Here is a 25,776-nt window from a genome sequence, read left to right on the forward strand (position 1 = left end):
TGTGCGCTTTGCACTCCAGAGGCTACGGAAAATTCATACCAGCAGTGTGTCCTTTTAAAGTGAAGCTACTACTTCAAAATAATTAATAGTTGCCAACTGACTGCCCCCTATTTAACAGCCGCTTCCATTTCTTCTAGCGTCGTCATCGCGAGCAACAACTTCTCTTCATTATCGCTATGCTGCTGTTGTAGTGCCGTCTGTTCATTGAGTAACACCAGTAAATCAGCCTTACGGCTTTCTTCATATAGCTCAGTATCAGCAAGCTTGGTCTCTAAACTGGCCAATTTATCCGTAATCTTAGCCAAGGCTTTTTCTGTGTCTTCAATCTCACGGCGAATAGGCGCGGTAAGTTTGCGTTGCTCAGCGGCCAATTTGCGTTGTTCTTCTTTACTAAGCGCAGACTGAGCGGCTTTTGCTGGGGCAATAGCAGCTTTATTACTAATTTGATTACTAGCTAAACTGGTGTTTGTTTCACGTGAAACAAACTTCTTATTGTCCTTTTTGCTCTTTTTCTTACTATTGCTTTTATCGGGCGTATTTTCTTGCTTACGCTTTTCAGCAAGCCACTTACCATAGTCGCTGATATCACCATCAAACTCTTCGATTATACCGTCATGGACCAAAAACAGCTCGTCACAGACGTTGGCAATCAGCTCGCGGTCATGCGATACCAATACCACTGCCCCTTCAAAACCCTGTAAAGCGATGGTCAAAGCTTGACGCATTTGTAAGTCTAAATGGTTGGTTGGCTCATCGAGTACCAGCACGTTTGGACGTTGCCAGACGATTAATGCCAAGGTTAAACGCGCTCGCTCGCCACCAGAAAACAGCTCACTTGGCGTGTCGATACGCTCACCGCGAAAGTCAAAGCTGCCGAGGAACGAGCGCAATTCTGCATCAGAGGTTTTGCCCGCTAGGCGGCGTAGCATTTGCATCGGCGTTGCTGCTGCATCCAAAGCATCCATTTGATGCTGGTTAAAATAACCGAGCTTTAGGGTATCAGAAACGCGATAGCTGCCTGATAAAATACCAAGCTCGCCAACCAAGGCTTTAATCAAAGTCGATTTACCAGCGCCATTCATCCCAAGCAAGCCAATACGCGTGTCCGGCGTCACTTGAATATTGGCATTATGCAGTAGCGCGGTATCGGTATAACCAATATCGGCATTGCTCAGCTCAATTAAGGGCGAGCTCATATTTGCCGGCTCATAAAAGCGGAACGAGAACGGGTTGTCCGCCATCATCGGTGACAGCTCCGCCATACGCTCAAGCTGCTTAATACGGCTTTGCGCCTGTTTGGCTTTACTGGCCTTGGCACGGAAGCGACGAATAAAGTCATCCAAATGCGCTTTGGTCGCTTGCTGCTTTTCAAACGCTTGCTGCTGCTGCGCCATGCGCTCATGACGGGTGCGAATAAACTGCTGATAGTTACCGGTATAAAGGGTGATTTTTTGTTGCTCGACGTGCAAGATATGCCCGACGGTGGCGTCCAAAAACGCTTGGTCATGCGAGATAACAATGACTAGACCGCTAAAGGCATTAATCCACGTTTCAAGCCAAAGAATGGCATCCAAATCCAAATGGTTGGTTGGCTCATCAAGCAGCATTAAATCAGCGCGGCTCATCAAGGTCTTGGCAAGGTTTAAACGCATACGCCAACCACCGGAAAATCCTTCAACGGGTAGCTCATGCTGGCTGGTATTAAAACCAAGACCCGCCATGATTTGTGCCGCTTTGGTCGGGGTACGGTAACCATCAATCTCATCGAACTGCTGATGCAATACGCCAATTTGATCGTCACTGACACTGCTCAAATCATTTAACGCCGCATTAATCTCATACCACTGCTCATCGCCACTTAAGACATAATCAATCGCCGTTTGGGTACTGGCGCCCACTTCCTGCGCCATGTGCGCCACATGCCAGCTATCAGGAATACTGATTTCGCCTTTATCAAGCGTCACTTCGGTATCACCGGTGCCCATACGCGTCAATAATAAGGCAAACAAGGTTGATTTGCCTGTGCCGTTATTGCCCGTTAAGCCAACTTTATGGCCCGGATGTAGCTGGAAGCTTGCCCCTGCAAACAACTCACGACCATCACGGCGAACACCAACGTCTTTAAATTCGATCATATAATTTCTTCATCTCAACAATAATGTAAAACTTAAGGCAATAAAAAACACACGTCTGGCATGTTTACTGGCGGCTATTATTTCAAACGCTTGCCGCATAGGCAAACAATTAAATAAGTATTTTAAATTCAAACCTTTATACTGCTAAAAACCGCTTGTTATGATAATGAGGCGTAGGCTATTTAAAAGTTTGCAGTTTCAATCACTTTTTTAGTCGTGAACGCTGTTGTTACCCTTGACAAATCAATCATTAGCCCAATTATGCTATACTAGTAAAACACTATTGACATCATGCAGTTAAGTGCTAATAGCCATGATAGTATGGGCTTCAGCGTATGCCACCATGACAGCTCGATATGAGCGTCTAACGTCTTGTGCCAAATATGCATACCCCAAACTATGAATGTCTATATGAATGTCTGGTGGTGGTTCAAAAAGTAGGCTGAGAAATTGATAAAATAGTGAAATGCAAATCACACTATACATCAAATGCCCAGCCTGTCTAAGTGACAGTATAAAGAAAAATGGCTTCAAAAGCTATGGTAAACAAAACTATAAATGCAAAGACTGCAAACGGCAGTTTATTGGCGACCATGCCTTAACGTACCAAGGCTGTCACTCCCAAAAAGATAGCAAAATACGACATCTTATGGTTCGAGGCAGTGGCATAAAAGACATCGCTTGCGTTGAGAGAATCAGCAAAGGCAAAGTACTGGCCACCCTAAAAAAGTGTCACTACCAAATAACCCCCAAGCAAAGGCAATATGACTGTCTTGAAGTCGATGAGCTTTGGACATTCGTAGGTAAAAAGACCAACAAACAATGGCTAATTTATGCCTATCACCGTGACACAGGTGAAATTGTTGCCTATGTGTGGGGAAAACGAGACCTTAACACTGTCAAAAAGCTTAAAGCTAAGCTGAAAGCCTTAGGCGTCAGTTGTGCTAGAATCGCTAGTGATACGTGGGATAGCTTTGTTACTGGTTTTAAGGGCTTTACCCAAGTCATTGGCAAGTTTTTCACGGTCGGTATTGAAGGCAATAATTGCACTATCAGACATCGAGTAAGGCGAGCATTTAGGCGAAGTTGTAACTTTTCTAAAAAACTGGAAAATCACTTTAAAGCCTTTGATTTAGCTTTCTTTTACATCAATCATGGATATGTCTAATGTCAGCCTACTTTTTGAACCACCACCGAATGTCTAAATGTCTAGTAGTGACCCAATCTCATTAATGTTACCGTAGCCTATGCGTATCAGCCGCTACGGATCAGTCGCCCTATCCTGTATAAATAGACGACCTCGCATCAATAAAAAACAATATCATTTGATTTTAGCAACTGAGGTAGATATGAACGAATCAGCCAACCAATTTAACCCAAGCTCAAACCAACCCGTTGATCCAACTGTTTTAAACCTAACGGACAGTGCCGCACAAAAGGTGCGTCGTCTGCGTGAAGAAGAAGGTGACAGCAACCTGATGCTGCGTGTATATGTGACGGGTGGTGGCTGCTCAGGCTTCTCTTATGGTTTCAACTTTGCCAACGAGCTCAATGAGGACGATGCGAATTTTGATAATGACGATGTGACCCTAGTCGTCGATTCGCTGAGCTATCAGTATCTACAAGGCTCTACAGTTGACTATACCGAAGGCTTAGAAGGTGCGCGCTTTATCGTCACCAATCCGAACGCCACCACCACTTGTGGCTGTGGCTCATCGTTTTCTATCTAAATCACTGTTTTTTAAATCAATAATTTTTGAATCATTTTTCTTTATTTTATTGAGGCACCTATCTTATCGTTAGGTGCTTTTTAGTCTACCGCTTTATGAGTAATAGATAATATTAGACGGTTTGATATTGATAAAGCGGTCATGACGCACCATACAAGCTATGGGAAAGTAAAGCCCAAGAAGTACAACCGACCCTCTTTATCTTAGGTTTTTGCGGCTATTTTATCGCCAGTTTTTGCATTAAAACTGTTCGAATTGAACGCCGGCAAAGCTTACTGTATTTGTAATTGCACGTGGTTTTTAGGGTCGCTTTGGGCTAAACTGACGTGATTCTCTAACCCCTTTTTGCGGTCGGACCGCCTGTGTTTCGACCGAACATAACTAATAACAACAGATGACTATTATGAGTAATTTTGCGAGCAGCTTTGTCGATTTTAAAATTCCAAACTGGTTTGACAGTCAGCACCTAGCGGGTATGCTCCGCGGTATCGAAAAAGAAGGGCTGCGTGTCAAACCTGATGGTTATTTGGCACAAACGCCGCATCCGACTAAGCTTGGCTCCAAACTTACCCATCCGTTTATCACCACGGATTATTCAGAAAGCCTGCTTGAGCTTATCACTGACCCCAAGACCTCGCCAAAAGAAACCTTAAATATGCTGCGCCAACTGCATTTATTGGTCTATCAAGGTATGCCTGAAGGTGAGCTGATGTGGCCACTATCGATGCCGTGTATGCTGTCGTCCAATGATGAAGATATCCCACTGGCCGATTATGGCAGCTCTAATACCGGTAAGCTGAAAACATTATATCGTAGTGGACTTGGCATCCGTTATGGTCGCCGTATGCAGACGATTGCTGGTTTACATTATAACCTATCGTTTGGCGATGATTTATTTGCCGCGTGGCAAGCGCAAACGCCAACCGCACAAGACCTGACCCTGACAGAATTTAGAAACGATAAGTATCTGGGATTGATTCGTAACTTTAAACGTCTGACCAGTTTGGTGCTGTATTTATTGGGTGCAAGTCCCAGTGTCTGCCCTTGCTTTGTGTCAGGGGTTGAGCATGACCTTGAGCTGCTCAATGATTCGACCTATTATAAGCCGACTGCGACCAGCCTACGTATGGGTAAGCTCGGTTATACCAACAGCGTGCAAGAACATCTCGATATCCGCTATAACAATTTACCCGAGTATATCAAGGGGCTGCGCCGTGCGATTCAAACCCCGCATGCAAGCTTTGAGAAACTGGGCTTAAATGATGCCGATGGCAACCCGATTCAAATCAATGATCATATTCTACAAATAGAAAATGAATACTATAGCCCTATCCGCCCAAAACAAATCGCCGAAAGTGGCGAGAGCCCAACCGAAGCGCTTGAGCGTCGCGGCATTGCTTACGTTGAGTTTCGTGCTATTGACCTTGACCCGTATAGCGATATTGGTATTCGCTTATCTAGTGCCTGCTTTTTAGAAGTGATGGCGCTATATTGCTTACTGAGTGATTCGCCAGAGCTGCTGCCTGCAGAAGAAGAAGCCTTGGCTGTTAATCTTGAGCGCGTGGTCAATGAAGGTCGCCGTGAAAACTTACAGATTATCAATAACGGCGCTGAACAAACTCTAGAAAGCTGGATGCTCACCCATTTAAGCCGTATGCAGCCATTGGCAGCCCTGCTTGATGCACATTATGGTGGTAATGACTATCGTGCGGCGGTTGCCTTGATGCAAGGTAAAGCAGGACACTCTGAGTCAACTATTTCGGCGCAGGTTAATTCTGATAGTAAGCGTTTGGGCAGTTTATGGCAGCTTGGCTTTACTTTAGCGCAGCAGCATCGTGAGTCGTTATTACAACAGACTTTGAGTCCAAACACGCAAGCCAAATATGAAGTACTTGCCGAAAAATCTATCCTACAGCAAGCTGAGCTTGAAGCCGCTGAAACCGAAGATTTTATGGATTTCTTACAGCAATATCGCTAAATTTTTATAATTTTACCCTTCATCAATGAGCACTTTATAAGAGTATGCGCCCCATGCGACAGCTGACCACTTACCGTAATCTGCAAGTGTTTTTAGTGATAATGACCGTAATAGGCATGAGTTTTGCGTTGTTTTTTTTGCAGCGTTATATGGGGTTTTCGCCTTGTCCGCTGTGTATTTTTCAGCGTATTGGGCTGATGGTGATGGGCGGCTTTGCGCTCATCGCGGCGGTATTTAATCCAAAATCAATGGCGACACGCTTGCTACTATGGTTGGGTAGCTTGGCAGGTATTGGCTGGGCCGCGATAGTAGCAGGGCGTCATGTTTGGCTACAGCATCTACCGGCTGACCAAGTGCCGTCATGTGGCCCAGGTTTAGATTACTGGCTCGATACCCTCCCTATGCAGCAGGTACTAAAAGAAGTGTTTGCCGGTTCTGGTGAATGTGCTTCTATCGACTGGACGTTTATGGGGCTGAGTATCCCAGAGCAATCTTTGATTTTATTTAGTATTTTGATATTAACGCATGTGCTTATATTGTGGCGCATTGTTCGTCCTGTGCGCTAGAGTACTCATAAGCCATTTTGCTATTTGCTTTAATGAATAACCAACTAAAACCGTCATGCTTAATTACACTGACGGTTTTTATTTTTGCGCTTTTTTTGTATCTTATTTTGCAGCTGATAAAGGTATTTATTCGCCCTTATGATTATAGAGTTCACCTAAAGAGCCTCCTTAGTCACTTTTACGCTTTGATATCTTTGCAGGGTTTATTTACCCTATTGGAATAAAGGGCGGCTTTATAACGCTTTAATCGTATATAGAAAGTATTTATCGTACGGTTTTTGTGGCGCCTAAATGCGCTACTATTTATCTACTCGCTTACTCTTCTCACATAAATTAACGAAGTCAAGGTCGCACACTTTAGCTATTGCCGTTAAGCTTGTTTTTCTTATCTTCTTTGATTTCTCTCAAAGCTTTAGCTCATTTATTATACTGATAGCGTCTAGCCATACTATTTAAAAAACTGTTTTTGGTAATACTATGATAACTTTTTGGTCTACTTCCTTCTCTGCTGTTACGACTATCAGACGCTGTATGCGCCCATTATTGGCGTTACCCGTCTGTTTGCTGCTCATGAGCTGTGACAGTGCGTCCTCATCTACCAATAATAAAACGACGCAAGGTGCGCCGATTAACGCTACGCAGCAAGCTGAGGTGCCAAACGATGAGTCTCAAAAGAGCAGTGCGAACAAGGTAGCAGATAAGGCAAATAGCGAAGAAGGCACCTCGCTTATTGCGGCGGCCAATATAAATGATAATGCTCGTCGTACGCCGATGATTTCTGCATCAAATAACGAAAGCACGCTACAGGCAACCTTAATGGGTGATTATGGCGGCATCGTGCCATGCGAATCTTGCGCTAATATCGATATTACCCTAAACCTGTTTTCTGATGGCTCCGTACTAAAAACCAGTATCTTTAATCACGCAGAACCTGCGCGCGCGCCTTTATTAGAATCTGGCGTCTATCGCCAAGATGACGATATGATTATGATTGTTTATGAGAGAAAAAATATTGAAACCTATCATATCAAAGACAACCTTTTGATTAAGTTAGACGCAGATAAAAATCCTGATGATGACTATAGCTTGGCGCGCAAATAAACGTGTCAATGGATAAGCACATAACGCCTACTTGCTAGGCGTTTTTTATTGGTCATCTTCTGGTGTTTACTTTACAATAAGCCTTTGTCTATTGAGCTGTCTGCTGCACTAATATGTGTTGCCTAATATTCAAGCTCAATTCCCTTTTTCAAGCTCGTACGGAACGTCTATGCATATTCATATTCTTGGTATTTGTGGTACTTTTATGGGCTCGCTGGCATTATTGGCACGCGCGCTTGGGCATACGGTCACGGGTTCAGACGCCAATGTCTATCCGCCGATGTCTACCCAACTTGAAAATGCAGGCGTCACGATTGCCGAAGGCTATTTGGTCGAACATTTGCAGCCAGCGCCTGATTTGGTGGTGGTTGGTAATGCGATGAAACGTGGTATGGATGTCATCGAATATATGCTAGATAGCGGTTTACGCTATACCTCAGGACCACAGTTTTTATCCGAGCAAGTGCTGCAATCGCGCCACGTCATTGCGGTGGCAGGTACGCATGGTAAGACCACAACGACGACCATGCTGGCATGGATACTACATTATGCAGGTATTGATGCAGGGTTCTTGATTGGCGGCGTGCCATTGGTCGATACCACTGATGCGCACTTACAGCAAGTCTTTGCCCATAGCAGCTACTTGGGCGCTGAAAAAAATAATGATGACGCTGAAAAAACGGGTTACTTTGTTATCGAAGCCGATGAGTACGATTCAGCGTTTTTTGATAAGCGCTCAAAGTTCGTCCATTATCGTCCGCGTACGGCGATTTTGAATAACCTTGAGTTTGACCATGCCGATATTTTTGCCGACCTAAATGCCATCCAAACCCAGTTTCACCATATGGTGCGCATGATTCCAAGCACGGGCAAAATTATCATGCCAGCGGCGACTATCAGTTTAGAAGACACCTTGGCAAAAGGCGTTTGGACACCAATTTGGCGTACAGCTGTGCTGGATTCAGCGGCAGATAATACCAATACAGAAGAGCAGACGTTAAAAAATAACAGCGACTGGCAAGCTGAGCTTATCAGCGCCGATGGCGGTCAATTCAATATTAGTTTCACGGCTGATGAAGAAGCAACAGGAGTCGTCAATTGGTCAATGAGCGGCATTCATAATGTCAATAATGCCTTGGTTGCGGTCGCCGCCGCTTATAACGTTGGTGTCGATGTCAAAACCGCGTGCGCTGCATTGTCAGCCTTTGCCGGTATCAAACGCCGCATGGAGCTGATTGGCGATGTAAATGATATCTTGGTGTTTGATGATTTTGCCCATCATCCGACCGCCATTACCACCACCTTAGATGGTGCCAAAAAGAAACTGGCAGACAGACGCATTTGGGCAATTATTGAGCCGCGTAGCAACACTATGAAAATGGGCATCCATCAAGACAGCTTGGCTGAGTCCGCTGCCCTCGCCGACCATACGTTATGGTATGAGCCTACGGGACTTGAATGGGGCTTAAGAGAAGTCATCGAAAATGCCAATATGGTAAATCCAAATATGGGTAACCAACAGGTACTTTCTAGCGTCGATACTATTATTGAGCATATCAGCACCCATGCAAAGGCAGGTGATGCTATTGTGATTATGTCAAACGGTGGCTTTGAAGGTATTCATCAGCGTCTATTAACAGCTCTACGCACCCAATAAGACTTTGTTAAAAAACTAAACATATTAACAATGCTTAAAAGCGCGGTTCGTTAAACGAGCGGCGCTTTTTTTATATCTAATAATCTACAATGTCAATCCTACCTCGCTTCTATCACTTCTATCACTTAATTTTCCCTAACTTGTCCCCCTAACTTGCCTATGTTACTGCGTTCCATTAAATAAAACCTCCCCCTTAGAACGCTGTACATTAGCACTACTAACTATTAAGTCTGTTAGCGACTTTACTACCTTTGTAACCTACTGTTTACCTATCTCATCTGCTTGATAGCAAATATTGCTTTTTCCTCACATAGCCCGTACACAGATAACATTTTGTCCTTACTTTTTGGTTTCAGGAATGACTACAATGAATCCATTAAAAGAAAGCAATATAAATAAGTAACATATTATAAATGGCAACATATTAGGAGAATAAAATGAGCTTTATTTGGATGATTATTGTAGGTCTGGTCGCAGGTTTATTGGCACGTGCTATCAAGCCAGGTAGCGACCCTATGGGTTGGATTATGACCATCGTTTTGGGTATCGTTGGTGCGATGCTGGGTGGTTTTGTTGCAGGCTTAATCGGTATCAATGCTGATGGCGGCTTTATCGGTCTTATCTTCTCAGTAATCGGTGCGATTATCTTACTGTTTATCTATGAGATGATTATGAGTAAGCGCAACGTATAATATTATTTTAGTTTTGATGTATTTCAATTTAAATGGATTTTAATTTAGGTGTCAGCTGACTTAGCTACCAATTTAATTGAACATTTAACAGGCTCCATCATAAAGAAATAATAAAGAAAAGGTCTTGCTCGATGCAGGACCTTTTTTATGGCGCGGGTTTTATTTTTTACATTCTGTCTTAACCATTAATCATAAGTTTTGCTTATGTTATCAAACAAGGATATAAAGCGTCGTGTATTGATAAGCATTACTTTTGTCCCCATTTATCTTATAATATCAGACCTATTTTATCTTTATCATTGAGGTGAGCCCTATGGCGTTACTCCCTATTTTAAGTTATCCCGACCCGCGCTTGCGCACGATTGCCAAGCCTGTCAAGGAAGTCACGGCTGAAATCAAAACCTTAATCGCCGATATGATTGAGACGATGTATGATGCCCAAGGTATTGGTTTGGCAGCAAGCCAAGTCGATCGCCATATTCAGCTAATCGTGATGGATTTATCTGAAGATAAAGACAGCCCAAGGGTGTTTATTAATCCTAAAGTCACGCCATTGGTAGAAGAAAAGCAGCCGTACGAAGAGGGTTGTTTGTCGGTACCTGAAGTCTATGATAAGGTTGAGCGTCCGAATAAAGTGCGTATCGAAGCCTTAGATGAGAATGGCAATAAGATTGATGAAGAAGTCGAAGGCTTACTTGCCGTTTGCATTCAGCATGAGATGGACCACTTAAATGGGGTCATCTTCGTCGATTATTTATCGCGTCTTAAGCAAACTCGTGCGCGTGATAAAGTCCGTAAAGTGCTTAAAATACGCGAAAAACAGGGTGAACAAATCGCGGATAAACAGCCGCAAACGGCCAGCTCTTAATTTATTCATTTTTTAAGCCGTGTTTGCTGTTATTTTATTATCATTAAGAAATATCGTTAATAAATTACGATTGTTATTAAGCGTTATTAATAACAAGACTTACGATAATAAGCTTATGACGTTGATATTGGCTTTTACTCTCTGACGTTTTTATCCTCTGACATCTAGTGTCTTCATTAAAGGTTTCCAACCATGACCATGATCAAAATTGACCAATATTTTGACCCTGCCGGCTGGCAGAAATTCACCAAAGCTGCCGAAGGTCGCGAAACCCCGTTTTTGGTCGTCGACCTTAGCCGTATTAAAACCAAATATGCGGAAATGGTCGGGTTTTTCCCAAAGGCGAAAATTCATTATGCAATGAAGGCAAGTCCTGCGGTTGAAGTGATTAACTTGCTTGCTGAGCTTGGTTCAAACTTTGACTGTGCGTCAATCTACGAGCTTGACCGCGTGCTCGATTGCGGCGTTGAGCCATCACGTATCTCTTATGGCAATACCATTAAAAAAGCGCAGCATGTGAAGTATGCTTTTGAGAAAGGTATTGATTTATATGCGACCGACTCAGAAGCGGATTTAAAAAATATCGCTAAGCACGCGCCTGGTTCAAGAATCTTTGTACGTATTTTAGTACAAGGGTCTGAAACCGCAGAATGGCCGCTATCACGCAAATTTGGTTGCCATCCAAATATGGCGATTGATCTGTTGATACAAGCGCGCGATTTGGGCTTAGTGCCGTATGGCATCTCGTTCCACGTCGGTAGCCAGCAAAAAGACGTTGCTGCTTGGGATGATGCGCTTGCCAAGGTCAAATATATGTTTGACTGGATGAAAAATGAAGAAGGCATTAAGCTACAAATGATTAATTTGGGCGGCGGCTTTCCAGCGAACTATATCAGCGAAGTCAATCCAGTAAAAGTCTACGCGGAAGAGATTACCCGTTATCTGACCGATGATTATAATGAAGATGAGATGCCTGATATTATTTTGGAACCCGGTCGCTCATTGGTTGGTGGTTCGGGTGTATTGGTCAGTGATGTGGTGCTTATTTCACGTAAATCGGATACGGATTTGACGCGCTGGGTCTATACCGATGTGGGCTTATTCCAAGGCTTAATCGAGACTTTGGGTGAAGCCATCAAATACCCTGTTTATACGCCTAAAATGGAAACGTCAACCAGCGAAGGCACGGTTGTATTAGCCGGTCCAACTTGCGACTCAACCGATATTATGTATGAAGAAGCCGGTTATCAGTTGCCAGAAGAGCTTGAGATTGGCGATAAAATCTTTTGGTTAACCACGGGTGCATATACCAACTCGTATTCGTCGGTTGAGTTCAATGGTTTCCCACCGTTAGAAGTGATTTATATTGATTAACTTTTAAACAATCAATGTCAATAAAAAAGCGCGGTACTGTGATAAGCAGTACCGCGCTTTTTTGTGTCTATTTTAATATGTTCAGCGAGGTGGCATTAGTAAATACTAACTACTGTACCAATAGCGAGATAGGCACACTATTGCTGCTAATAACTCGATTACTGCCATAACCTGAGCTTTGGCTTTGATTATTTTGTGAAATTTGTCCAATATTGACCCATTGCCCGCGTGGCACGATGATGGTGCTATGTAATCTTTGCCCTTGCACGCTATTATTATAACCATAGCGATTATAAGAAGGATTAGCGCGCACGAGCTGTTCTTCTACTTGGGTTAATGTTACTTCAACTTGCCCATTTGGCAATAGCCTTGGCGTAACGGCAATCCCTTGGGTCGTTGGTAATAATACTTGCTGCTGAATAATAATTTGCCCCGACGGACCATGATAAATCGGATAGGCTGGATAATTTGGATAACTATTAGCAATATAGGTTTGATTCAGCGAATACAGCGTGCCTGTACTGATACTTGCAGCACTGCCAGACAACGTTTGTACTTGATATAAATTATTGCCTTGTTGCTGACTGCTACGTTGGTTAATTACACCTGTGCCCTGAATACCGCGATTGCTAATAATGACCTGACCTTGCTGGATATTACCTTGGGATTGACTACTATTACCCACACGTACTGCAACGGTCAAGGATTGTGGTTGACCATCAATTTGGCTAAGTAATTGTTGTACGGCTTGATAATTAGCAGTAGTGGTATGCAATACTAATTTATCTTGATAAGTCGATACCGTGCCGCCGTCGCGACTGGCATTTAACTGCTGACGAACGGCTGGTAATAACGCCTCACCGCCATAGGTATGAATGACATAGGTTTGATAAGCAGCAGCTTGCACGACTATTGGCAGTATAGTTAAACTTAAGGTAAATGCTATCGGGCGCGTATAAATTATGGTTTTGGCCGTTTTTATATTTTTAATAGTGTTAAGTATAGCCACTGTGCGACCAAAACGCGCTATTAGATTTTCACTAAACTTATTCATAACTGACCTCTAGCAATAGTTAAACGCTATCAAAAGCCATATCAAGTAGCCATTAAGCAACAAGCAAAAAAAACCTTCATAATTCAAATATTGCTCGTTAAAGCCTAGTCATTTAATCCTAAAACATCTTGCATATTATATTGACCAACTTCCTGCTTAATAACCCAAGTAGCTGCACGTACCGCACCAGCGGCAAAGGTCATACGTGCACGCGCACGGTGGGTAATTTCAACCACTTCACCATCTGCAATAAACATCACGGTATGATCACCGATGATTTCACCGCCACGTATCGCATGAATACCAATGCTGCCGGCTTTACGCTCGCCGGTCTGTCCTTCGCGACCATAAACGGCAACGTCTTTTAGGTTTTGCCCGCGCGCCTCTGCGACCGCTTCTGCCATCATGTAAGCGGTACCCGATGGCGCATCGATTTTATGCTTATGATGGGCTTCGATGACTTCTACATCAGCATCATTACCAAATGCTTTTGCTGCCATACCGAGCAATTTTAAGGACAGATTGACGCCTGTTGAATAATTACCGGCATAGACGATAGCGATTTGCTTACTTGCTTCTGCCAGCACCTGCTCTTGCTGTTCATTAAAGCCTGTGGTGCCAATCACCATCGCAACCTTATTCGCCGCGCAGATTTGCATATTTTGTTCGGTCGCATCAGGTAAGCTAAAATCAATCAGCACATCAATGTCATTAATAACGGCTTTTAAATCATCGACAATCTGCACATCTAGACGACCAATCGCTGCAACTTCGCCAGCATCGGCACCGACAAGGCTTGAACCCTGACGCTCAATCGCCGCGTTTAGTGTCGTTTGCGGGTTTTCCTGTACCGCTTCGATAAGCATACGCCCCATACGACCACCAGCACCAATAACGCCGACTTTAATACTTTGTTTATTTTCTTGCTGACTCATATAACTACCCTAGATATTTTATTTTTAATAGATTGGTTTTTAAATTTATGAGGTTAAGTTTAGCAAATATAATGTATAAATACCCCACTCTCAACTTCGAAAGTAATTGAAAAAAGAAGAGCACCTCACTAATCTATTGTTTTCGACCAAGAATACAATGGAGTTGTGAGATGCCCATAGACGAATTTATCATCAATATCTATTTAATGGTAGAGCAATATTACAAAATAGTCGTCACCAAACCCTTGCGAAGTGCAGGTTACGCGCCAAAGCTAAGTGATCCTGAGGTTATTTGCATGGAGATGGTCGGTGAATTTTTACACCTTGATCAAGACAAACAAATTTGGCAATACTTTACCCAGCATTGGCAAGCCTGGTTTCCAGCCATCGGCTCATATCCTAACTTCGCAAAGCATTGCGCTAATCTGTGGCAAGTCAAACAGCAGATACAAGATAAAGTCAGTCAAATTGAAGGCCGTGACAACATTCATTTTATGGATGGCTTTCCGATACCCGTCTGTCATTATGGACGCGCTTATCGGCATAAGAATTATCAAGACTTAGCAGCTTTTAGCTACTGTGCCGCTAAGCAAGAGAGGTACTATGGCTTTGAAGGCCATTTGCTTGTTAACTTATCGGGCATGATTAAAGGCTTTACCTTTGCTCCTGCCAATGTTGATGAAAGAGCGGTTGCCCCAGAAATCACCACTCATATTCATGGGCTACTTGGCGCTGATAAAGGGTATATCAGCCCTAGTCTGACATCGTACTACGACGCTCAAGGCGTGGATTTACAAACGCCACTCAGAGCCAACATGAAAGAGGATAGACCCAAACCTGTGGTAAGGCGGCTAATGAAAGCCCGCCGTATCGTTGAAACAGTCATTGGTCAGCTATCAGAACGATTTAATATACAAAGGGTACGAGCAAGAGATTTATGGCATTTGTCTCATCGATTGATTCGTAAGATTCTTTCACACAATCTGTGCTTTGTACTCAACAAAAAACTTGGTAATCCGCCTCTTCAGTTTGATTTGCTTATTTCAAGTTGAGAGTGGGGTATAAATGGTTTTTTATAGCATCAACCAAAAGGCCTATCGTTTCACGTGAAACAATAGGCCTTAAAATTACATAAACGGTTAAACTTAGCTATCAATCAAATAAATCGCCAATCTTTTTAAAGAATGATTTTTTATGTGGTGACTGCTGATGCTTGCTGTCGCCATCAAGTGTATCTTGGAACTGGCGCAACAGGTCTTTTTGCTCGCGAGTCAGGTTCACTGGCGTCTCGATAACCACACGGCAAATCAAATCACCTTTCATGGTCGTACGTACTGGCGTCACGCCTTTACCGCGTACACGCAACAATTTACCACTTTGCGTGCCTTCGGCAACCTTGATTTTCACTTTGCCATCTAGGGTTGGGATTTCAACTTCTTTACCGAGTGCCGCATCGGTGATGCTCACTGGCACGTCCATATAAAGGTCGGCGCCTTGACGGGTAAAGACATCATGCGGTTTCACGCGTACTTCGACGTATAAATCGCCGTTCTGTACACCAGCGCCACCTGCCTCGCCTTCACCTGCTAGGCGGACGCGGTCACCATCATCGACGCCCGCTGGAATAGACACTTCAAGCGTACGTGATTTGTCCTTAACGCCATTACCATGACAGTCAGAGCAAGGATTTTTAATCTGTTTACCAGAGCCGCCACACTGTGGGCACGCTTGCTGTACGGCAAAGAAGCCTTGCTGCATACGTACTTGACCTTGACCATGACAGGTCTGACAAGTGACGATATCAGAGGCATCTTTGGCGCCCTTACCATCACAAGTATCACAAGGCGCAGGAGCCGTAAAGCTGATTTCTTTTTTGCAGCCACGTACCGCCTCTTCTAGCGTCAGCTCAATGACATAACGCAGGTCTGAGCCGCGACGTGAACGTCCACCGCCGCCACGCGACTGACCAAAGATATCGCCAAAGTTGCCAAAGATATCGCCAAAGATATCTTGGAAATTGCCACCGCCGCCGCCGAAACCACCACCGCCCATGCCGTTTTCAAACGCAGCATGACCCATACGGTCATAAGCTGAGCGTTTTTCTTCGTTGCTCAGTACTTCATAAGCCATCGATGCTTCTTTAAACTTATCTTCAGCATCAGGATCTTCAGAGTTACGGTCTGGATGGTATTTCATGGCCAGCTTGCGGTAGGCTCGCTTAATTTCCTTGCTATCAGCAGTCTTACTGACACCTAATATTTCATAAAAATCGCGCTTACTCATGGGCTCTCCTATCGTCTTCACAGTCCACCGGTCGGTCGATTCATCAACCCGAGTCAATCACCCTACTTATCATTCTACCTACACTCGCACTAAAAGGTTTCACATGAAACATAGCGAAATACGTGGCGGCAAAGAGGATGATTTATGAATCTTGCAAGCGAATACGGTGGGATGCTGCTTAGCCAAATCAATTTATTAAAAGTTTGCGCTATTTATGGAGATGCCAACATGATTTATCAAGCGCTTGGATGCTGAAATTCTGACTTATGAGGTTTTAAGCCTGCTAAAAAAGGTTTTGTTAAGAATTGAGCAAAGGTTTTTATACCTTTATAAAGGCCGGCCATGCTAATATTTAGCGCCATATTGATGGGGTTTTAAATCCTATTTTTGAGATTTACCGCCATTGCGTTTGCGCTAAGGTAGCAATTTTTATGAAAAAGCTGATTGTTTTATTGATTGTCATTGCAGTCGCTGTCTATGGCGGCTCGCCTTACTATAGCGCCTATCAGCTGAAAAATGCCTATGATGCTAAAGATGGCGCGACTATCGCAGCGGCGATTGATTATGAACAGGTACGTCCAAGTATCCAAAATCAGCTGACCGGCCAGTTTGCGCTAACCATGACCAAATATCCATTGGTTGCGGAACTTGGCGGTGCGCCATTAACGGAAGCAGCCAATGGTTTTATTATCCAAGCAGTCGATGGTGCTATTACCCCGCAAAATATCGAAAAACTGATTAATACCCAAGGTCAGGCCAATACCGCGACCAAGGAGCTTGCCGCCGCATGGGCAATCGCCAGTAATCAAGTCGATTTAAAGAACCTGATTCAAAACTTAATCATCAATCGCGGCGACGTCAATGCAGTCGTCAAAAACCAGATGCAGCAAATCATGCAAAAGCAAGCGGCGGAACTGGAACAACAAGCAGCGCAAGGTACGGATAGCGATAAGCCAACACTGAGCTATTGCGGCATTAATTGCTTTACTATCAGCGGTCAGGTTAAAGGTTATCCGCTTACTATCGAGATGCAGCGAGATGGTTTGATAAATTGGCAAATCGTTGATATCGTCTTGCCGCAATAGCTGTTGCTGCAATAGCTGTCACTGAGATAGACGGATAGAATCAATCATTAAGCGCAATAAAAAAACTGCCCTATAAGCTAAGTTCATAAGGCAGTTTTTTTATGAGTTATTTTTATTAAAGACTTTATCTCATAGACTTAAAATAGTTAACACTAACTACTCTACGCCCAAAAACTCTAAAAACTCAGGGCTCTCAAAGCTTGCTTGATACAGCACGCCATCTTCACGATAAATAGCAGGCGTCGCCATTACCGCAAGCCCTGCCGCTTTTTCACGGTTAGGAGTCACATAATCGACGTTACAACTTGCTGGTGCAGGGGTCATCTCTCCCTTTAACATTGCCTTATCAAAAGCGCTGCGACGACTGTCTTCATTGCTCTGACACCAGATAGCGCGCATTTGCTTAGGCGACTGCTCATATATCGGATAACCGATGGTTTTTACCGTCACACCTTTGGCATTAAGCATGGGCAGCTGTTGATGCAAGCGGCGGCAGTAAGGACAATTGACGTCATTGGCCACATAAATGACCGCTTTTTCAGGGCCGGTCGCTGGATAATTAATCAGCTGGCTACCATCTAAAGTCGCAAATACCGATTGATTTTTACGCTTTTCAAACTCTTGATCGAGCCCGATAAACTGACCGTTTTCAATCACGGATATCTCACCATCGGTAATATACTGCGCATCATCTGATAATAAAAAAGGCACGCCTTCCAATGTTGCGCCCCAAATGACGCCCGGTACTGCGGTATAAAAGAACGGTGTTTTTGCACTCATGTTTTTCAGCGCATCCATATTGGCGAGGATGGCAGATTTGACGCTGGCGCTAACAGGCTTGCCTACTTGCGCACTGCTGCTACGCGTTGGCGTTTTGGTCACTACGCGCTTGCTTGGGTTCTTTTGCAGCTCGCCTTGAATGACATATTTGCCATCTTCGGTAATATGCAGCGGCGGCTGTCCTGCCAAATTCACCTGATACATATTGGGCAGTTTAGATACTACGATAGAATTGATTTGCGTTTTGATACCAGCTTTGGTCAGCAGTTGGCGTAATTGACTATCGACTGACTTGGTTATGCTGCCAGCCGCTTGGGCGGTCTGAGGCGCTTGGCTGGTATTTTTCTTGATAGCATCAGTGGCGCTTGGCTGCGCACAAGCGGTGGTCGTCAGCAATATGGCGCTGATTAAGCTGGCAGATTTTAATACAGGTAATTTCACAGAGACAGTCCTATTGGTTTTTAATAATAGTTGCGTAGTAATCTAAAAAGAAGAACCGCTATATTTAATAGTAAGGATTTTCAAATTCACCTTATTAATAAAGACAACCATATTATGTAAAAACATAGATTAAAAATAATAAACAGACTGTAGCACATGGGATGATTTTGCAAAGCCTTAAGCCGTCAATTTTGCAAAACTGCTACTGAGCTTTAAGAGATAGGCAACACAGACAGCTGACAGAAATAACCACGGCAAACGACAAGCAGCAAAAAGCAGCACACTTTTCAGTGGCTGCTCTTTTTAGAAAAATATTTTAATAATTCATTTTAATGATTTAACAAAGCTTAAATTTAGAATTTAGCCACTTCTTCTGGCGTTAGGAAACGACTGTCGCCTTTATCCAAACCGTCTAAAGTGATATGCCCAATACTGGCGCGATGCAGCTCGGTGACTCTGTTGCCAAAGTAACCCATCATACGTTTTACTTGATGGTATTTACCCTGCTCTAAGGTTAATCGCGCATGGGTTTCATCGATGAATTCAAGAATCGCAGGCTTGGTTTCTTCGTGCTCGCCTTCTAATAAGATACCTTCAGCCACTTCTTTAACAGCATTGGCTTGAGCGTCGCTATCCATTGCTTCAGCTAAGGTCAGCTCATAAATCTTGGCATGTTCATGTTTGGGGCTGGTGACACGGTGCAACCATTTGCCATCATCACTGATTAACAACGCACCCGTGGTATCGACATCGAGGCGACCCGCGATACGTAAGCTACCAAGCTCTGGTACGGCAATCAGCTCAGTAACGATAGGATGTTCTTTAACTTTTAAGGTACATTCAAAGCCTTCAGGCTTATGCAGGAGGATATAACGATTGCCAGCCGCAACTGACAATGGCTCGCCTGCCCACATTACTTCATCATTGACGATATCGACGTGTAACCCCGGGTCTTTGACCACAGTATCATTTACCGTCACCTCACCGGCGTGCAGAATCTTTTTTGATTCTTTACGTGACAGCTCAGTGGCTTTACTAAGAAATTTATCTAGACGCATACTATTTACTACCATCCGTTTTATGTGACCCACCCTAAATCAGAAGCCAACGTCATTAGCATTCGAGCGTGACCTGCTCGTTATCTTCACTGGTTAGAAATGGTACTATAATAAAAAATTAATGAACACTGTGCCAAATACGGACAACAGTGAAAGTCAGACCAGTTTACCATATCCAACCTAAGCCTGATGAAATATGAGCTATCAAACGCTAAAACATGCCGTCACTACTCGTTTGGAAATTAAAAAATCCGACTTTATAACTTATGCTTATCCTGTGACCTCGCGTGAGCAGGCAATGTTTCACGTGGAACAACTGCGTCAGCAATATGCCGATGCCCGCCATCACTGCTGGGCGTATATCATTGGTGACCCTAATAATACCACCAGTGCCGGCTTTGACGACGATGGCGAGCCCAATGGCACCGCAGGAAGACCGATATTAAATGTTTTGCAGCATAAATCTATCGGTAACGTCATTATCATCGTAGTGCGTTACTTTGGCGGTATCAAACTCGGTGCCGGCGGTCTCACCCGTGCTTATGCCGGCTCAGCGCAAGCGGCCGTCGATGAGATGGTTTTGCTACCGTATGTGCCGATGATACAAGTACAAATATTGGCAGAATTTGCCACCGAAGCCCAGTGCCGCTATGTAGTAGAAAGTTTAAATGGCAGTATCGATGATGTGACTTATAGTAAGCAAGTGACATTAACCGTAACGCTCGCCGAGGCAGATATCGACAGTTTAAAAGAGCGGCTGGCGATGGATGGGCGTGTCTTAGATAAGCCATAAGAAATGTATATTTTGATTAGCTGTTTTTAACAAACTATTTTGAGTAGCATGGTTTTTAGTGATATTGTTTTGAGTAACATTGTTTTGAGTAACCATGCGTTCACTGAAAATCATTGGTTTTAATCTTGGCAGTCGGTATGATAAGTCACTGTTTTTTATAACAACTCATATAAGACTGACCTATGCCAACTTCAAAACCAACCAAACCTTTCTCACCCGCGCCGTTTAAACCACCCTTTTGGCTGAGCAACCCGCATTTGCAAAGCATCTTGCCGAAGTTTTTTGCGCCCAAGACGCCAAGCTACCGCCGTGTGATTAATCAAGATTCATTGTGTGAAACTGATATCGCTTATGACTTTTACGATGCCCATCCTGTTCAAGTTTTAGAAGATTCAGAAAATGGCAAACTTGAGCAAACGCCATTAATCGTGTTATTTCATGGCATGGAAGGCAGCAGCGACAGTCATTATGCGCGCGCGTTAGCCTATCAGATGCACGCGCAAGGCTGGCACTTTGTTGTGGCGCACTTTCGTAGTTGTGGCGGTATTCCTGCTAACGGGCGCGTGTTTTATAACGCTGGTGACACGGGCGAGGTGCATCATATGTTAGAAAACTTGCGTGAAAATTACGCGCATATTTACGCAGTGGGCGTGTCACTTGGCGGCAATGCGTTGGCAAAATATATGGGCGAATATGGCGATAACGCGCTATGCGATGGCGCAGTCGTGATTTCTGCGCCGGTCGATATGTCGTCCGCTGCGATTACCATGCATAGCTTTTTGAGCCACCGAATTTATACACCGTATTTGCTCAATCCAATTATTAAAAAAGCACTGGCTAATGATTTAAGCCAAGATGAGATTAACTCTATCAAAGCGGCCAATCGCATCAGTGATTTTGACGATATTTTCACCGCCCCGCGTCATGGCTATCGCTCTAAAAACGACTATTATCACTCATCCTCTGCCTTGCCATACCTAAGGGATGTCACGCGCCCGCTACTACTCATTAGCGCCAAAGACGACCCCTTTATTGGTTTTACCGCCACGCCAAATGATGTCTCGGATAGTGTCACCATTTTAGATACCGAACACGGTGGTCATATCGGTTATCTGCGCTATCGTTCAGACGGTCAGGCAAAAAATGCCCAATCGACTAACGCCCAATCAACTAATGATAATGCCAAAACCAAGCAAGCGGGCAGCAATGGTAAAAAAACAAAAACCTCAAAATTCGATATCAATTGGATACCCGAAACCGTCAGTGCTTATTTTAAGCATATTGGTGTAGCGTCTAAGATTTATAATAACGATTGATAATCTGGCAAACCCAATTCTATTATTTAAACTTTAACCCTTTGAGACTGTGCTATGTATCCATTTATCCGTTATGCCAGCACCATCGCCCATGCCGCGCTGCAAGTAAAAAAAGGCAATACCTTAACGTTTAAAGATACCAGCGAGATTACTTTTCGCTGTCGTTTGACGGACATTGATAATTTTTTAGAGATGAATAATGGACGCGTGCTGACCCTTTATGATTTAGGGCGTACTGACTTTGCGGTACGGAGCGGGCTTGGTAGCCAACTGCTTAAGCAGCGTTGGGGTTTGGTCGTCGCTGGTAGCACCATCCAATATCGCAAACGCATTCGCGCTTTTGATAAGGTAACAATGAAAACTCATATCGTCGGTTTCGATGAGCGCTGGATATATATCGAGCAGTCGATGTGGGTAAAGGGCAAGCCTTGCTCATCCGCCCTACTGCGTACCGGCGTCACTGAAGGCGGCAAAGTCATCGAGACCTCGCGTATCTTAGCGGCGTTAGATCAAGCGGATTGGCAGCTACCGCCGAGCGGTTATGTGGCAGAATGGATAGTCAGTGACGCCGACCGCCCGTGGCCGCCGCAAGCTTAAAGCCAATTATTCAACGGTATTGGTAAGTCACAAGCAAATATTCACAACTACGTAACCTTATAACTACTGTATAGCTACTATTTTCTAACAAGACATTATATAAATACATATAGTAAATGTTAGGATAGTAGTGAGTTCCCTACTCAACTGAATACTTTTTAATTAAAAAACAGTCTAATAAGGAAAATAACATGGTTAATAATACGGATTATGTCGGAACATTATTTGATAATAGTGACTCAAACCCAAGTAAAATCACCTTAGCCTTTACCATGGCAGGTGTCGCGCTTAAAAAAGGTCACTCTGCATCGGTGATATTGATGGTAGACGCGGTACATTTGGCATTACCCAACGCTTTAGATAACGTCAATATTGGCGCGCCATTTGAACCTGCGGGCGAGTTGCTAGAAGCCTTTATTGAAAAAGGCGGTCAAGTATTGGTCTGCGGCGCCTGTATGAAACACAATGGTGTCGAAGAATCAGCCATTGATAAACGCTTTATCGTCATCAGTGGTGATGATGTGGTTGAGCTGCTGATGAACGCGAAAGGCTCTTTGCAGTTGAATTAAGCATTTAAGCTAAGCAAATAGTTTATAAAAATGGGTCGGCTTTCTTAATTATCTTTTGATAACTTAAGAGCTGACTTATTTTTTGGCGTTGAATTCTAGATTTCTGACCTTATCCCCATTTTGGGTGGTGTGTCAAAAAGTATGCTGATTAAAACTTGAACAGTTTTTGAAGCCTTGAAAGCCCTATAGAATCAGAGAACTTAGCATAGATTTTTTATTGGCTTCTATCGCCAGCATACTTTTTAGAACACCACCCCATTTTGAATGATAAGTATTAGCAACAGTCTTATAATCAAAGCCACCCTTCCTATTCAGCAACTAAATACACATTATCTAACACGCACGCCATTCAGCTTTGCTAAAGTAAGTCATGCAAACCTCCTCATAAAACAACAAGGACGCCGGTCATGACCTTACTAAGTACCTTTGATTTAACCTACCCTATCGTGCAAGCACCGATGGCAGGTGCCACCACGCCTGAGCTGGCAGCAACAGTCAGTAACTTTGGTGGACTAGGGTCATTAGGAAGTGGCACGACGGCGCCAGATGTTTTAAATGACCATATTAATACTCTTAAATCGCTCACCAAGCGCCCTTTTATGATTAATCTGATGGTGTTATCCGAGCATGACTCTAATACCTTGGACAGTCCAACTCCTGCTTGGCTAACTAAGTACTATCAAGAACAAAATATCGAAATGGCGTTACCTAAACGTCCTGCGCTAAGCTTTGCAGAGCAGCTACAAGTGCTTTATGACAATCCAGTTCCTGTCGCCAGTTTCACCTTTGGTATTATCAGCGCCGAGCAAGTTCAGCGTTTAAAAGATTTAGGCACGCGCGTCATCGGTACTGCCAATCATCCATTGGAAGCAAAAGCATGGGCGGAGATTGGCGTCGATGCGGTATGTGTACAAGGCGTAGAAGCTGGCGGCCATCGCGGTGGCTGGTTGCCGCAAAGCGCAAACGATCCAATGGGGTTATTGACATTGATTAGTCAAACGCGGGCTTGCACCGATATTCCCTTAATCGCAGCTGGTGGCATTATGACTGGGCAAGCTATCAAGGCAATTCAAACAGCCGGTGCTGAACTGGCGCAAATAGGCACGGCTTTTTTGACCACAGATAAATGTGGCATCAATGATATTTATAAACAAGCGCTACTCGATGCCAGTCAAGATAAGCGCAGTGCTGAGACACGCTTAACGCGGCTGTTTTCAGGTAAGCAAGCGCGCGGTTTGTTAAATGATTATCTGCGTGACTTTGGCCAATTTGAGAGCGCGCATGAGCTACCGCCCTACCCACAATTAAATGCCATGACCAACGACTTACGTGCCCATGCGAAAAACAACCTCGATGCAGAACATCAATCTTTATGGGCAGGACAAGGGGTCGCTTTGGTCAGACAAGAGAGCACGATTGAATTGCTAGAGCGACTGGTAAAAGATTTATAGTTTAATTAAGGTAGGCTAAGTTTCTAACCTATCTTAATTAAACCAACTTATTCAATCGAGATTATTATTTCTTAAGCTTTTCACGAAACGCTTTATAGTCATCCGCAGTCTTATAAAGTGCTTCGACCATCGGTACATGACCGACTTCTGGCATCATAATCACTTCTGATTGCGGGATGATTTCTTTTATCAGATTGACCGTTTCGGGCTTGATGATCTGATCTTTTTCGCCCCATACCACTAGCGTCGGAATCTTATATTGTGCGATGATTTTGGCGCGTTCTTCGACATTATCGGTGACGATTTGCTCGAGGATTTTGGCGTGCAGTTCTTTATTAGCGATACGTTCTTGGGCAAATACCGCTTTGACCGATTTTGGCAAATATGGCGGCTTATACATGATGAAATCATACATGTTGTAGAAGTCTTCATTACTATTAATCAGCAGCGGATTGTTCTCTAACGTTGCGCCTGCAAGTGCTTCGTGAATACCTGCTGACCAAAACCCTGCACTATCGACCAACCATAAGCTTTTGACCTCTTTTGGATATTTCGCGGAGTAAGCCACACTGATAGCGCCGCCCATCGAGTTGCCACCGACATGAATGTTGGATACTAAGCCTTTAGCTTGTAGCAGCTCATGCAAGCGCGTTGCTTGGGCCTCCGAGCGATAATCGGCGCTCATCGGTTTGCTCGACTCACCAAAACCAAGCAGATCAGGAATGATCAGATGATAGCCTTCTAACTGACGCGCGATACGGGTAAAGTTGTCTTTATTACCGCCGAAGCCATGAATCAGTAATAAAGGCTCGCCAGCGACGTTGCCGTTTTCTGCATAGACCATCTTATCGCCAGAAGCTAGCGTTAGCGATTTTATTTCTAAATCAGACTTTGAGCGCTCATATTGAATAATCTTTTGGGTGGTATTGACCGCAAGCGTATTAGGCGCAGTGGTACACCCGACCATAGAAAGACTAAAAAGCGCGGCAAGGCCTAGGCGTTTTAATAGCATCGAAACATCCTTGTTAATAGCTGGCAAAATGAATTAAAAAGCATAATCCTAGCACAAGCTTATTTTAAACTTAAGCAATCATAGCAATTATCCTCACCTCTAAACTGTATGACAATCATATAAAAAATGACAGTTAAATAATCATAGAGTTTGCCGAGAGTTTACAGCTCTCATACAGCTCTAGTAAAGAAGGCACAAGCTTTCTGGTTTATGATAAGCATTTTCGTTCAGTCAGCCATAGATAACGCAAAAGGATCAACATTGAGTAAAACAAATACCTCCACTGGTAAACAGCGCGACC

General features: G+C 43.8%; 23 protein-coding genes. 16 read left to right on the forward strand and 7 right to left on the reverse strand.

All coding sequences use genetic code 11. From position 1 onward, the window contains the following. Positions 1-107: 107 nt before the first annotated feature. Complete coding sequence (locus QJS82_RS12000) at positions 108-2,135, reverse strand: ATP-binding cassette domain-containing protein (RefSeq protein ID WP_281490637.1); 2,028 nt, start codon at positions 2,133-2,135, stop codon at positions 108-110. A 466-nt stretch (positions 2,136-2,601) separates the two neighbouring features. Here QJS82_RS12000 and QJS82_RS12005 point away from each other — a divergent pair, with 466 nt between their 5' ends. From QJS82_RS12005 to QJS82_RS12045, 9 genes are all read left to right on the forward strand, one after another. Beyond that, entirely contained in the window at positions 2,602-3,303 is a 702-nt protein-coding gene (locus tag QJS82_RS12005; RefSeq protein WP_281490638.1) for an IS1 family transposase, read from the forward strand. Positions 3,304-3,484: 181 nt separating this feature from the next. After that, a complete protein-coding gene (gene erpA / locus QJS82_RS12010; RefSeq protein WP_281490639.1) occupies positions 3,485-3,865 on the forward strand; it encodes an iron-sulfur cluster insertion protein ErpA in 381 nt (126 codons plus the stop codon). A gap of 403 nt (positions 3,866-4,268) precedes the next feature. Beyond that, positions 4,269-5,843: a glutamate--cysteine ligase gene (gene gshA, locus QJS82_RS12015; protein ID WP_281490640.1), complete on the forward strand. Its 1,575-nt coding sequence runs from the start codon at positions 4,269-4,271 to the stop codon at positions 5,841-5,843. Between the two features lie 53 nt (positions 5,844-5,896). Beyond that, positions 5,897-6,409 (forward strand): disulfide bond formation protein B, encoded by a 513-nt coding sequence (locus QJS82_RS12020; RefSeq protein WP_281490641.1) that lies wholly within the window; start codon positions 5,897-5,899, stop codon positions 6,407-6,409. Positions 6,410-6,886: 477 nt separating this feature from the next. After that, positions 6,887-7,510: a copper resistance protein NlpE N-terminal domain-containing protein gene (locus QJS82_RS12025; RefSeq protein WP_281490642.1), complete on the forward strand. Its 624-nt coding sequence runs from the start codon at positions 6,887-6,889 to the stop codon at positions 7,508-7,510. A 169-nt stretch (positions 7,511-7,679) separates the two neighbouring features. Next, on the forward strand, positions 7,680-9,167 hold the full coding sequence (gene mpl, locus QJS82_RS12030; protein WP_281490643.1) for a UDP-N-acetylmuramate:L-alanyl-gamma-D-glutamyl-meso-diaminopimelate ligase: 1,488 nt from the start codon (positions 7,680-7,682) through the stop codon (positions 9,165-9,167). A gap of 437 nt (positions 9,168-9,604) precedes the next feature. Continuing rightward, entirely contained in the window at positions 9,605-9,859 is a 255-nt protein-coding gene (locus QJS82_RS12035) for a GlsB/YeaQ/YmgE family stress response membrane protein (protein ID WP_201564232.1), read from the forward strand. Positions 9,860-10,172: 313 nt separating this feature from the next. Further along, a complete protein-coding gene (gene def / locus QJS82_RS12040) occupies positions 10,173-10,727 on the forward strand; it encodes a peptide deformylase (protein WP_281490644.1) in 555 nt (184 codons plus the stop codon). Between the two features lie 198 nt (positions 10,728-10,925). After that, positions 10,926-12,101 (forward strand): type III PLP-dependent enzyme, encoded by a 1,176-nt coding sequence (locus QJS82_RS12045; protein ID WP_201620081.1) that lies wholly within the window; start codon positions 10,926-10,928, stop codon positions 12,099-12,101. A gap of 109 nt (positions 12,102-12,210) precedes the next feature. Here QJS82_RS12045 and QJS82_RS12050 read toward each other — a convergent pair whose 3' ends face one another. Together QJS82_RS12050 and dapB are read right to left on the reverse strand one after the other, a co-directional pair. After that, entirely contained in the window at positions 12,211-13,155 is a 945-nt protein-coding gene (locus QJS82_RS12050) for a hypothetical protein (protein ID WP_281490645.1), read from the reverse strand. Between the two features lie 104 nt (positions 13,156-13,259). Then, complete coding sequence (gene dapB, locus QJS82_RS12055) at positions 13,260-14,090, reverse strand: 4-hydroxy-tetrahydrodipicolinate reductase (RefSeq protein WP_281490646.1); 831 nt, start codon at positions 14,088-14,090, stop codon at positions 13,260-13,262. A 170-nt stretch (positions 14,091-14,260) separates the two neighbouring features. Here dapB and QJS82_RS12060 point away from each other — a divergent pair, with 170 nt between their 5' ends. Further along, on the forward strand, positions 14,261-15,142 hold the full coding sequence (locus QJS82_RS12060) for an IS982 family transposase (protein ID WP_281490017.1): 882 nt from the start codon (positions 14,261-14,263) through the stop codon (positions 15,140-15,142). Positions 15,143-15,242: 100 nt separating this feature from the next. On the opposite strand, the gene dnaJ is transcribed toward QJS82_RS12060, so the two are convergent. Beyond that, positions 15,243-16,373, reverse strand: coding sequence for a molecular chaperone DnaJ (gene dnaJ, locus QJS82_RS12065; protein ID WP_281490647.1), 1,131 nt, complete (start codon positions 16,371-16,373; stop codon positions 15,243-15,245). 431 nt (positions 16,374-16,804) lie between these two features. On the opposite strand from dnaJ, the gene QJS82_RS12070 reads away from it, so the two are divergent. After that, positions 16,805-17,458: a DUF2939 domain-containing protein gene (locus QJS82_RS12070; RefSeq protein ID WP_281490648.1), complete on the forward strand. Its 654-nt coding sequence runs from the start codon at positions 16,805-16,807 to the stop codon at positions 17,456-17,458. A 156-nt stretch (positions 17,459-17,614) separates the two neighbouring features. Here the strand turns inward: QJS82_RS12070 and QJS82_RS12075 are convergent, their stop codons facing one another. Both QJS82_RS12075 and QJS82_RS12080 read right to left on the reverse strand, forming a co-directional pair. After that, entirely contained in the window at positions 17,615-18,679 is a 1,065-nt protein-coding gene (locus QJS82_RS12075; RefSeq protein WP_281490649.1) for a disulfide isomerase DsbC N-terminal domain-containing protein, read from the reverse strand. Between the two features lie 353 nt (positions 18,680-19,032). Next, positions 19,033-19,737, reverse strand: a complete 705-nt coding sequence (locus tag QJS82_RS12080) for a pseudouridine synthase (protein WP_201564218.1) — start codon at positions 19,735-19,737, stop codon at positions 19,033-19,035. A 196-nt stretch (positions 19,738-19,933) separates the two neighbouring features. Here QJS82_RS12080 and QJS82_RS12085 point away from each other — a divergent pair, with 196 nt between their 5' ends. The 5 genes from QJS82_RS12085 (at position 19,934) to QJS82_RS12105 (ending at position 24,463) form a co-directional block, all read left to right on the forward strand. Beyond that, positions 19,934-20,530 carry a YigZ family protein gene (locus QJS82_RS12085; protein WP_281490650.1) on the forward strand — a complete coding sequence of 199 codons (597 nt, stop codon included), beginning with the start codon at positions 19,934-19,936 and terminating at the stop codon, positions 20,528-20,530. A 182-nt stretch (positions 20,531-20,712) separates the two neighbouring features. Then, the gene (locus tag QJS82_RS12090) at positions 20,713-21,846 is read left to right on the forward strand and encodes a YheT family hydrolase (protein WP_281490651.1); all 1,134 of its coding nucleotides are present in this window, start codon (positions 20,713-20,715) and stop codon (positions 21,844-21,846) included. 54 nt (positions 21,847-21,900) lie between these two features. Further along, positions 21,901-22,443 carry an acyl-CoA thioesterase gene (locus QJS82_RS12095; protein WP_201564213.1) on the forward strand — a complete coding sequence of 181 codons (543 nt, stop codon included), beginning with the start codon at positions 21,901-21,903 and terminating at the stop codon, positions 22,441-22,443. A gap of 191 nt (positions 22,444-22,634) precedes the next feature. Next, positions 22,635-23,012: a DsrE family protein gene (locus QJS82_RS12100; RefSeq protein ID WP_281490652.1), complete on the forward strand. Its 378-nt coding sequence runs from the start codon at positions 22,635-22,637 to the stop codon at positions 23,010-23,012. A 407-nt stretch (positions 23,013-23,419) separates the two neighbouring features. Beyond that, positions 23,420-24,463, forward strand: coding sequence for an NAD(P)H-dependent flavin oxidoreductase (locus tag QJS82_RS12105; RefSeq protein WP_281490653.1), 1,044 nt, complete (start codon positions 23,420-23,422; stop codon positions 24,461-24,463). A gap of 64 nt (positions 24,464-24,527) precedes the next feature. Here the strand turns inward: QJS82_RS12105 and QJS82_RS12110 are convergent, their stop codons facing one another. After that, positions 24,528-25,475: an alpha/beta hydrolase gene (locus QJS82_RS12110; protein ID WP_281490654.1), complete on the reverse strand. Its 948-nt coding sequence runs from the start codon at positions 25,473-25,475 to the stop codon at positions 24,528-24,530. Positions 25,476-25,776 lie beyond the last annotated feature (301 nt).

The organism is Psychrobacter maritimus (assembly GCF_029953575.1).
In the GTDB taxonomy this organism is placed as follows: Bacteria; Pseudomonadota; Gammaproteobacteria; order Pseudomonadales; family Moraxellaceae; genus Psychrobacter; species Psychrobacter maritimus.

Excerpts from the sequence above, each read along its gene's own strand:
- QJS82_RS12050 (WP_281490645.1), bottom strand. The coding sequence starts at position 13,155 with ATGAATAAGTTTAGTGAAAATCTAATAGCGCGTTTTGGTCGCACAGTG.
- QJS82_RS12005 (WP_281490638.1), top strand. The coding sequence starts at position 2,602 with ATGCAAATCACACTATACATCAAATGCCCAGCCTGTCTAAGTGACAGT.
- QJS82_RS12095 (WP_201564213.1), top strand. The coding sequence starts at position 21,901 with ATGTATCCATTTATCCGTTATGCCAGCACCATCGCCCATGCCGCGCTG.
- QJS82_RS12100 (WP_281490652.1), top strand. The coding sequence starts at position 22,635 with ATGGTTAATAATACGGATTATGTCGGAACATTATTTGATAATAGTGAC.
- gshA (WP_281490640.1), top strand. The coding sequence starts at position 4,269 with ATGAGTAATTTTGCGAGCAGCTTTGTCGATTTTAAAATTCCAAACTGG.
- QJS82_RS12085 (WP_281490650.1), top strand. The coding sequence starts at position 19,934 with ATGAGCTATCAAACGCTAAAACATGCCGTCACTACTCGTTTGGAAATT.
- erpA (WP_281490639.1), top strand. The coding sequence starts at position 3,485 with ATGAACGAATCAGCCAACCAATTTAACCCAAGCTCAAACCAACCCGTT.
- QJS82_RS12000 (WP_281490637.1), bottom strand. The coding sequence starts at position 2,135 with ATGATCGAATTTAAAGACGTTGGTGTTCGCCGTGATGGTCGTGAGTTG.
- dapB (WP_281490646.1), bottom strand. The coding sequence starts at position 14,090 with ATGAGTCAGCAAGAAAATAAACAAAGTATTAAAGTCGGCGTTATTGGT.
- QJS82_RS12105 (WP_281490653.1), top strand. The coding sequence starts at position 23,420 with ATGACCTTACTAAGTACCTTTGATTTAACCTACCCTATCGTGCAAGCA.
- def (WP_281490644.1), top strand. The coding sequence starts at position 10,173 with ATGGCGTTACTCCCTATTTTAAGTTATCCCGACCCGCGCTTGCGCACG.
- QJS82_RS12060 (WP_281490017.1), top strand. The coding sequence starts at position 14,261 with ATGCCCATAGACGAATTTATCATCAATATCTATTTAATGGTAGAGCAA.
- mpl (WP_281490643.1), top strand. The coding sequence starts at position 7,680 with ATGCATATTCATATTCTTGGTATTTGTGGTACTTTTATGGGCTCGCTG.
- QJS82_RS12090 (WP_281490651.1), top strand. The coding sequence starts at position 20,713 with ATGCCAACTTCAAAACCAACCAAACCTTTCTCACCCGCGCCGTTTAAA.
- QJS82_RS12020 (WP_281490641.1), top strand. The coding sequence starts at position 5,897 with ATGCGACAGCTGACCACTTACCGTAATCTGCAAGTGTTTTTAGTGATA.
- QJS82_RS12045 (WP_201620081.1), top strand. The coding sequence starts at position 10,926 with ATGATCAAAATTGACCAATATTTTGACCCTGCCGGCTGGCAGAAATTC.
- dnaJ (WP_281490647.1), bottom strand. The coding sequence starts at position 16,373 with ATGAGTAAGCGCGATTTTTATGAAATATTAGGTGTCAGTAAGACTGCT.
- QJS82_RS12070 (WP_281490648.1), top strand. The coding sequence starts at position 16,805 with ATGAAAAAGCTGATTGTTTTATTGATTGTCATTGCAGTCGCTGTCTAT.
- QJS82_RS12080 (WP_201564218.1), bottom strand. The coding sequence starts at position 19,737 with ATGCGTCTAGATAAATTTCTTAGTAAAGCCACTGAGCTGTCACGTAAA.
- QJS82_RS12035 (WP_201564232.1), top strand. The coding sequence starts at position 9,605 with ATGAGCTTTATTTGGATGATTATTGTAGGTCTGGTCGCAGGTTTATTG.
- QJS82_RS12110 (WP_281490654.1), bottom strand. The coding sequence starts at position 25,475 with ATGCTATTAAAACGCCTAGGCCTTGCCGCGCTTTTTAGTCTTTCTATG.
- QJS82_RS12025 (WP_281490642.1), top strand. The coding sequence starts at position 6,887 with ATGATAACTTTTTGGTCTACTTCCTTCTCTGCTGTTACGACTATCAGA.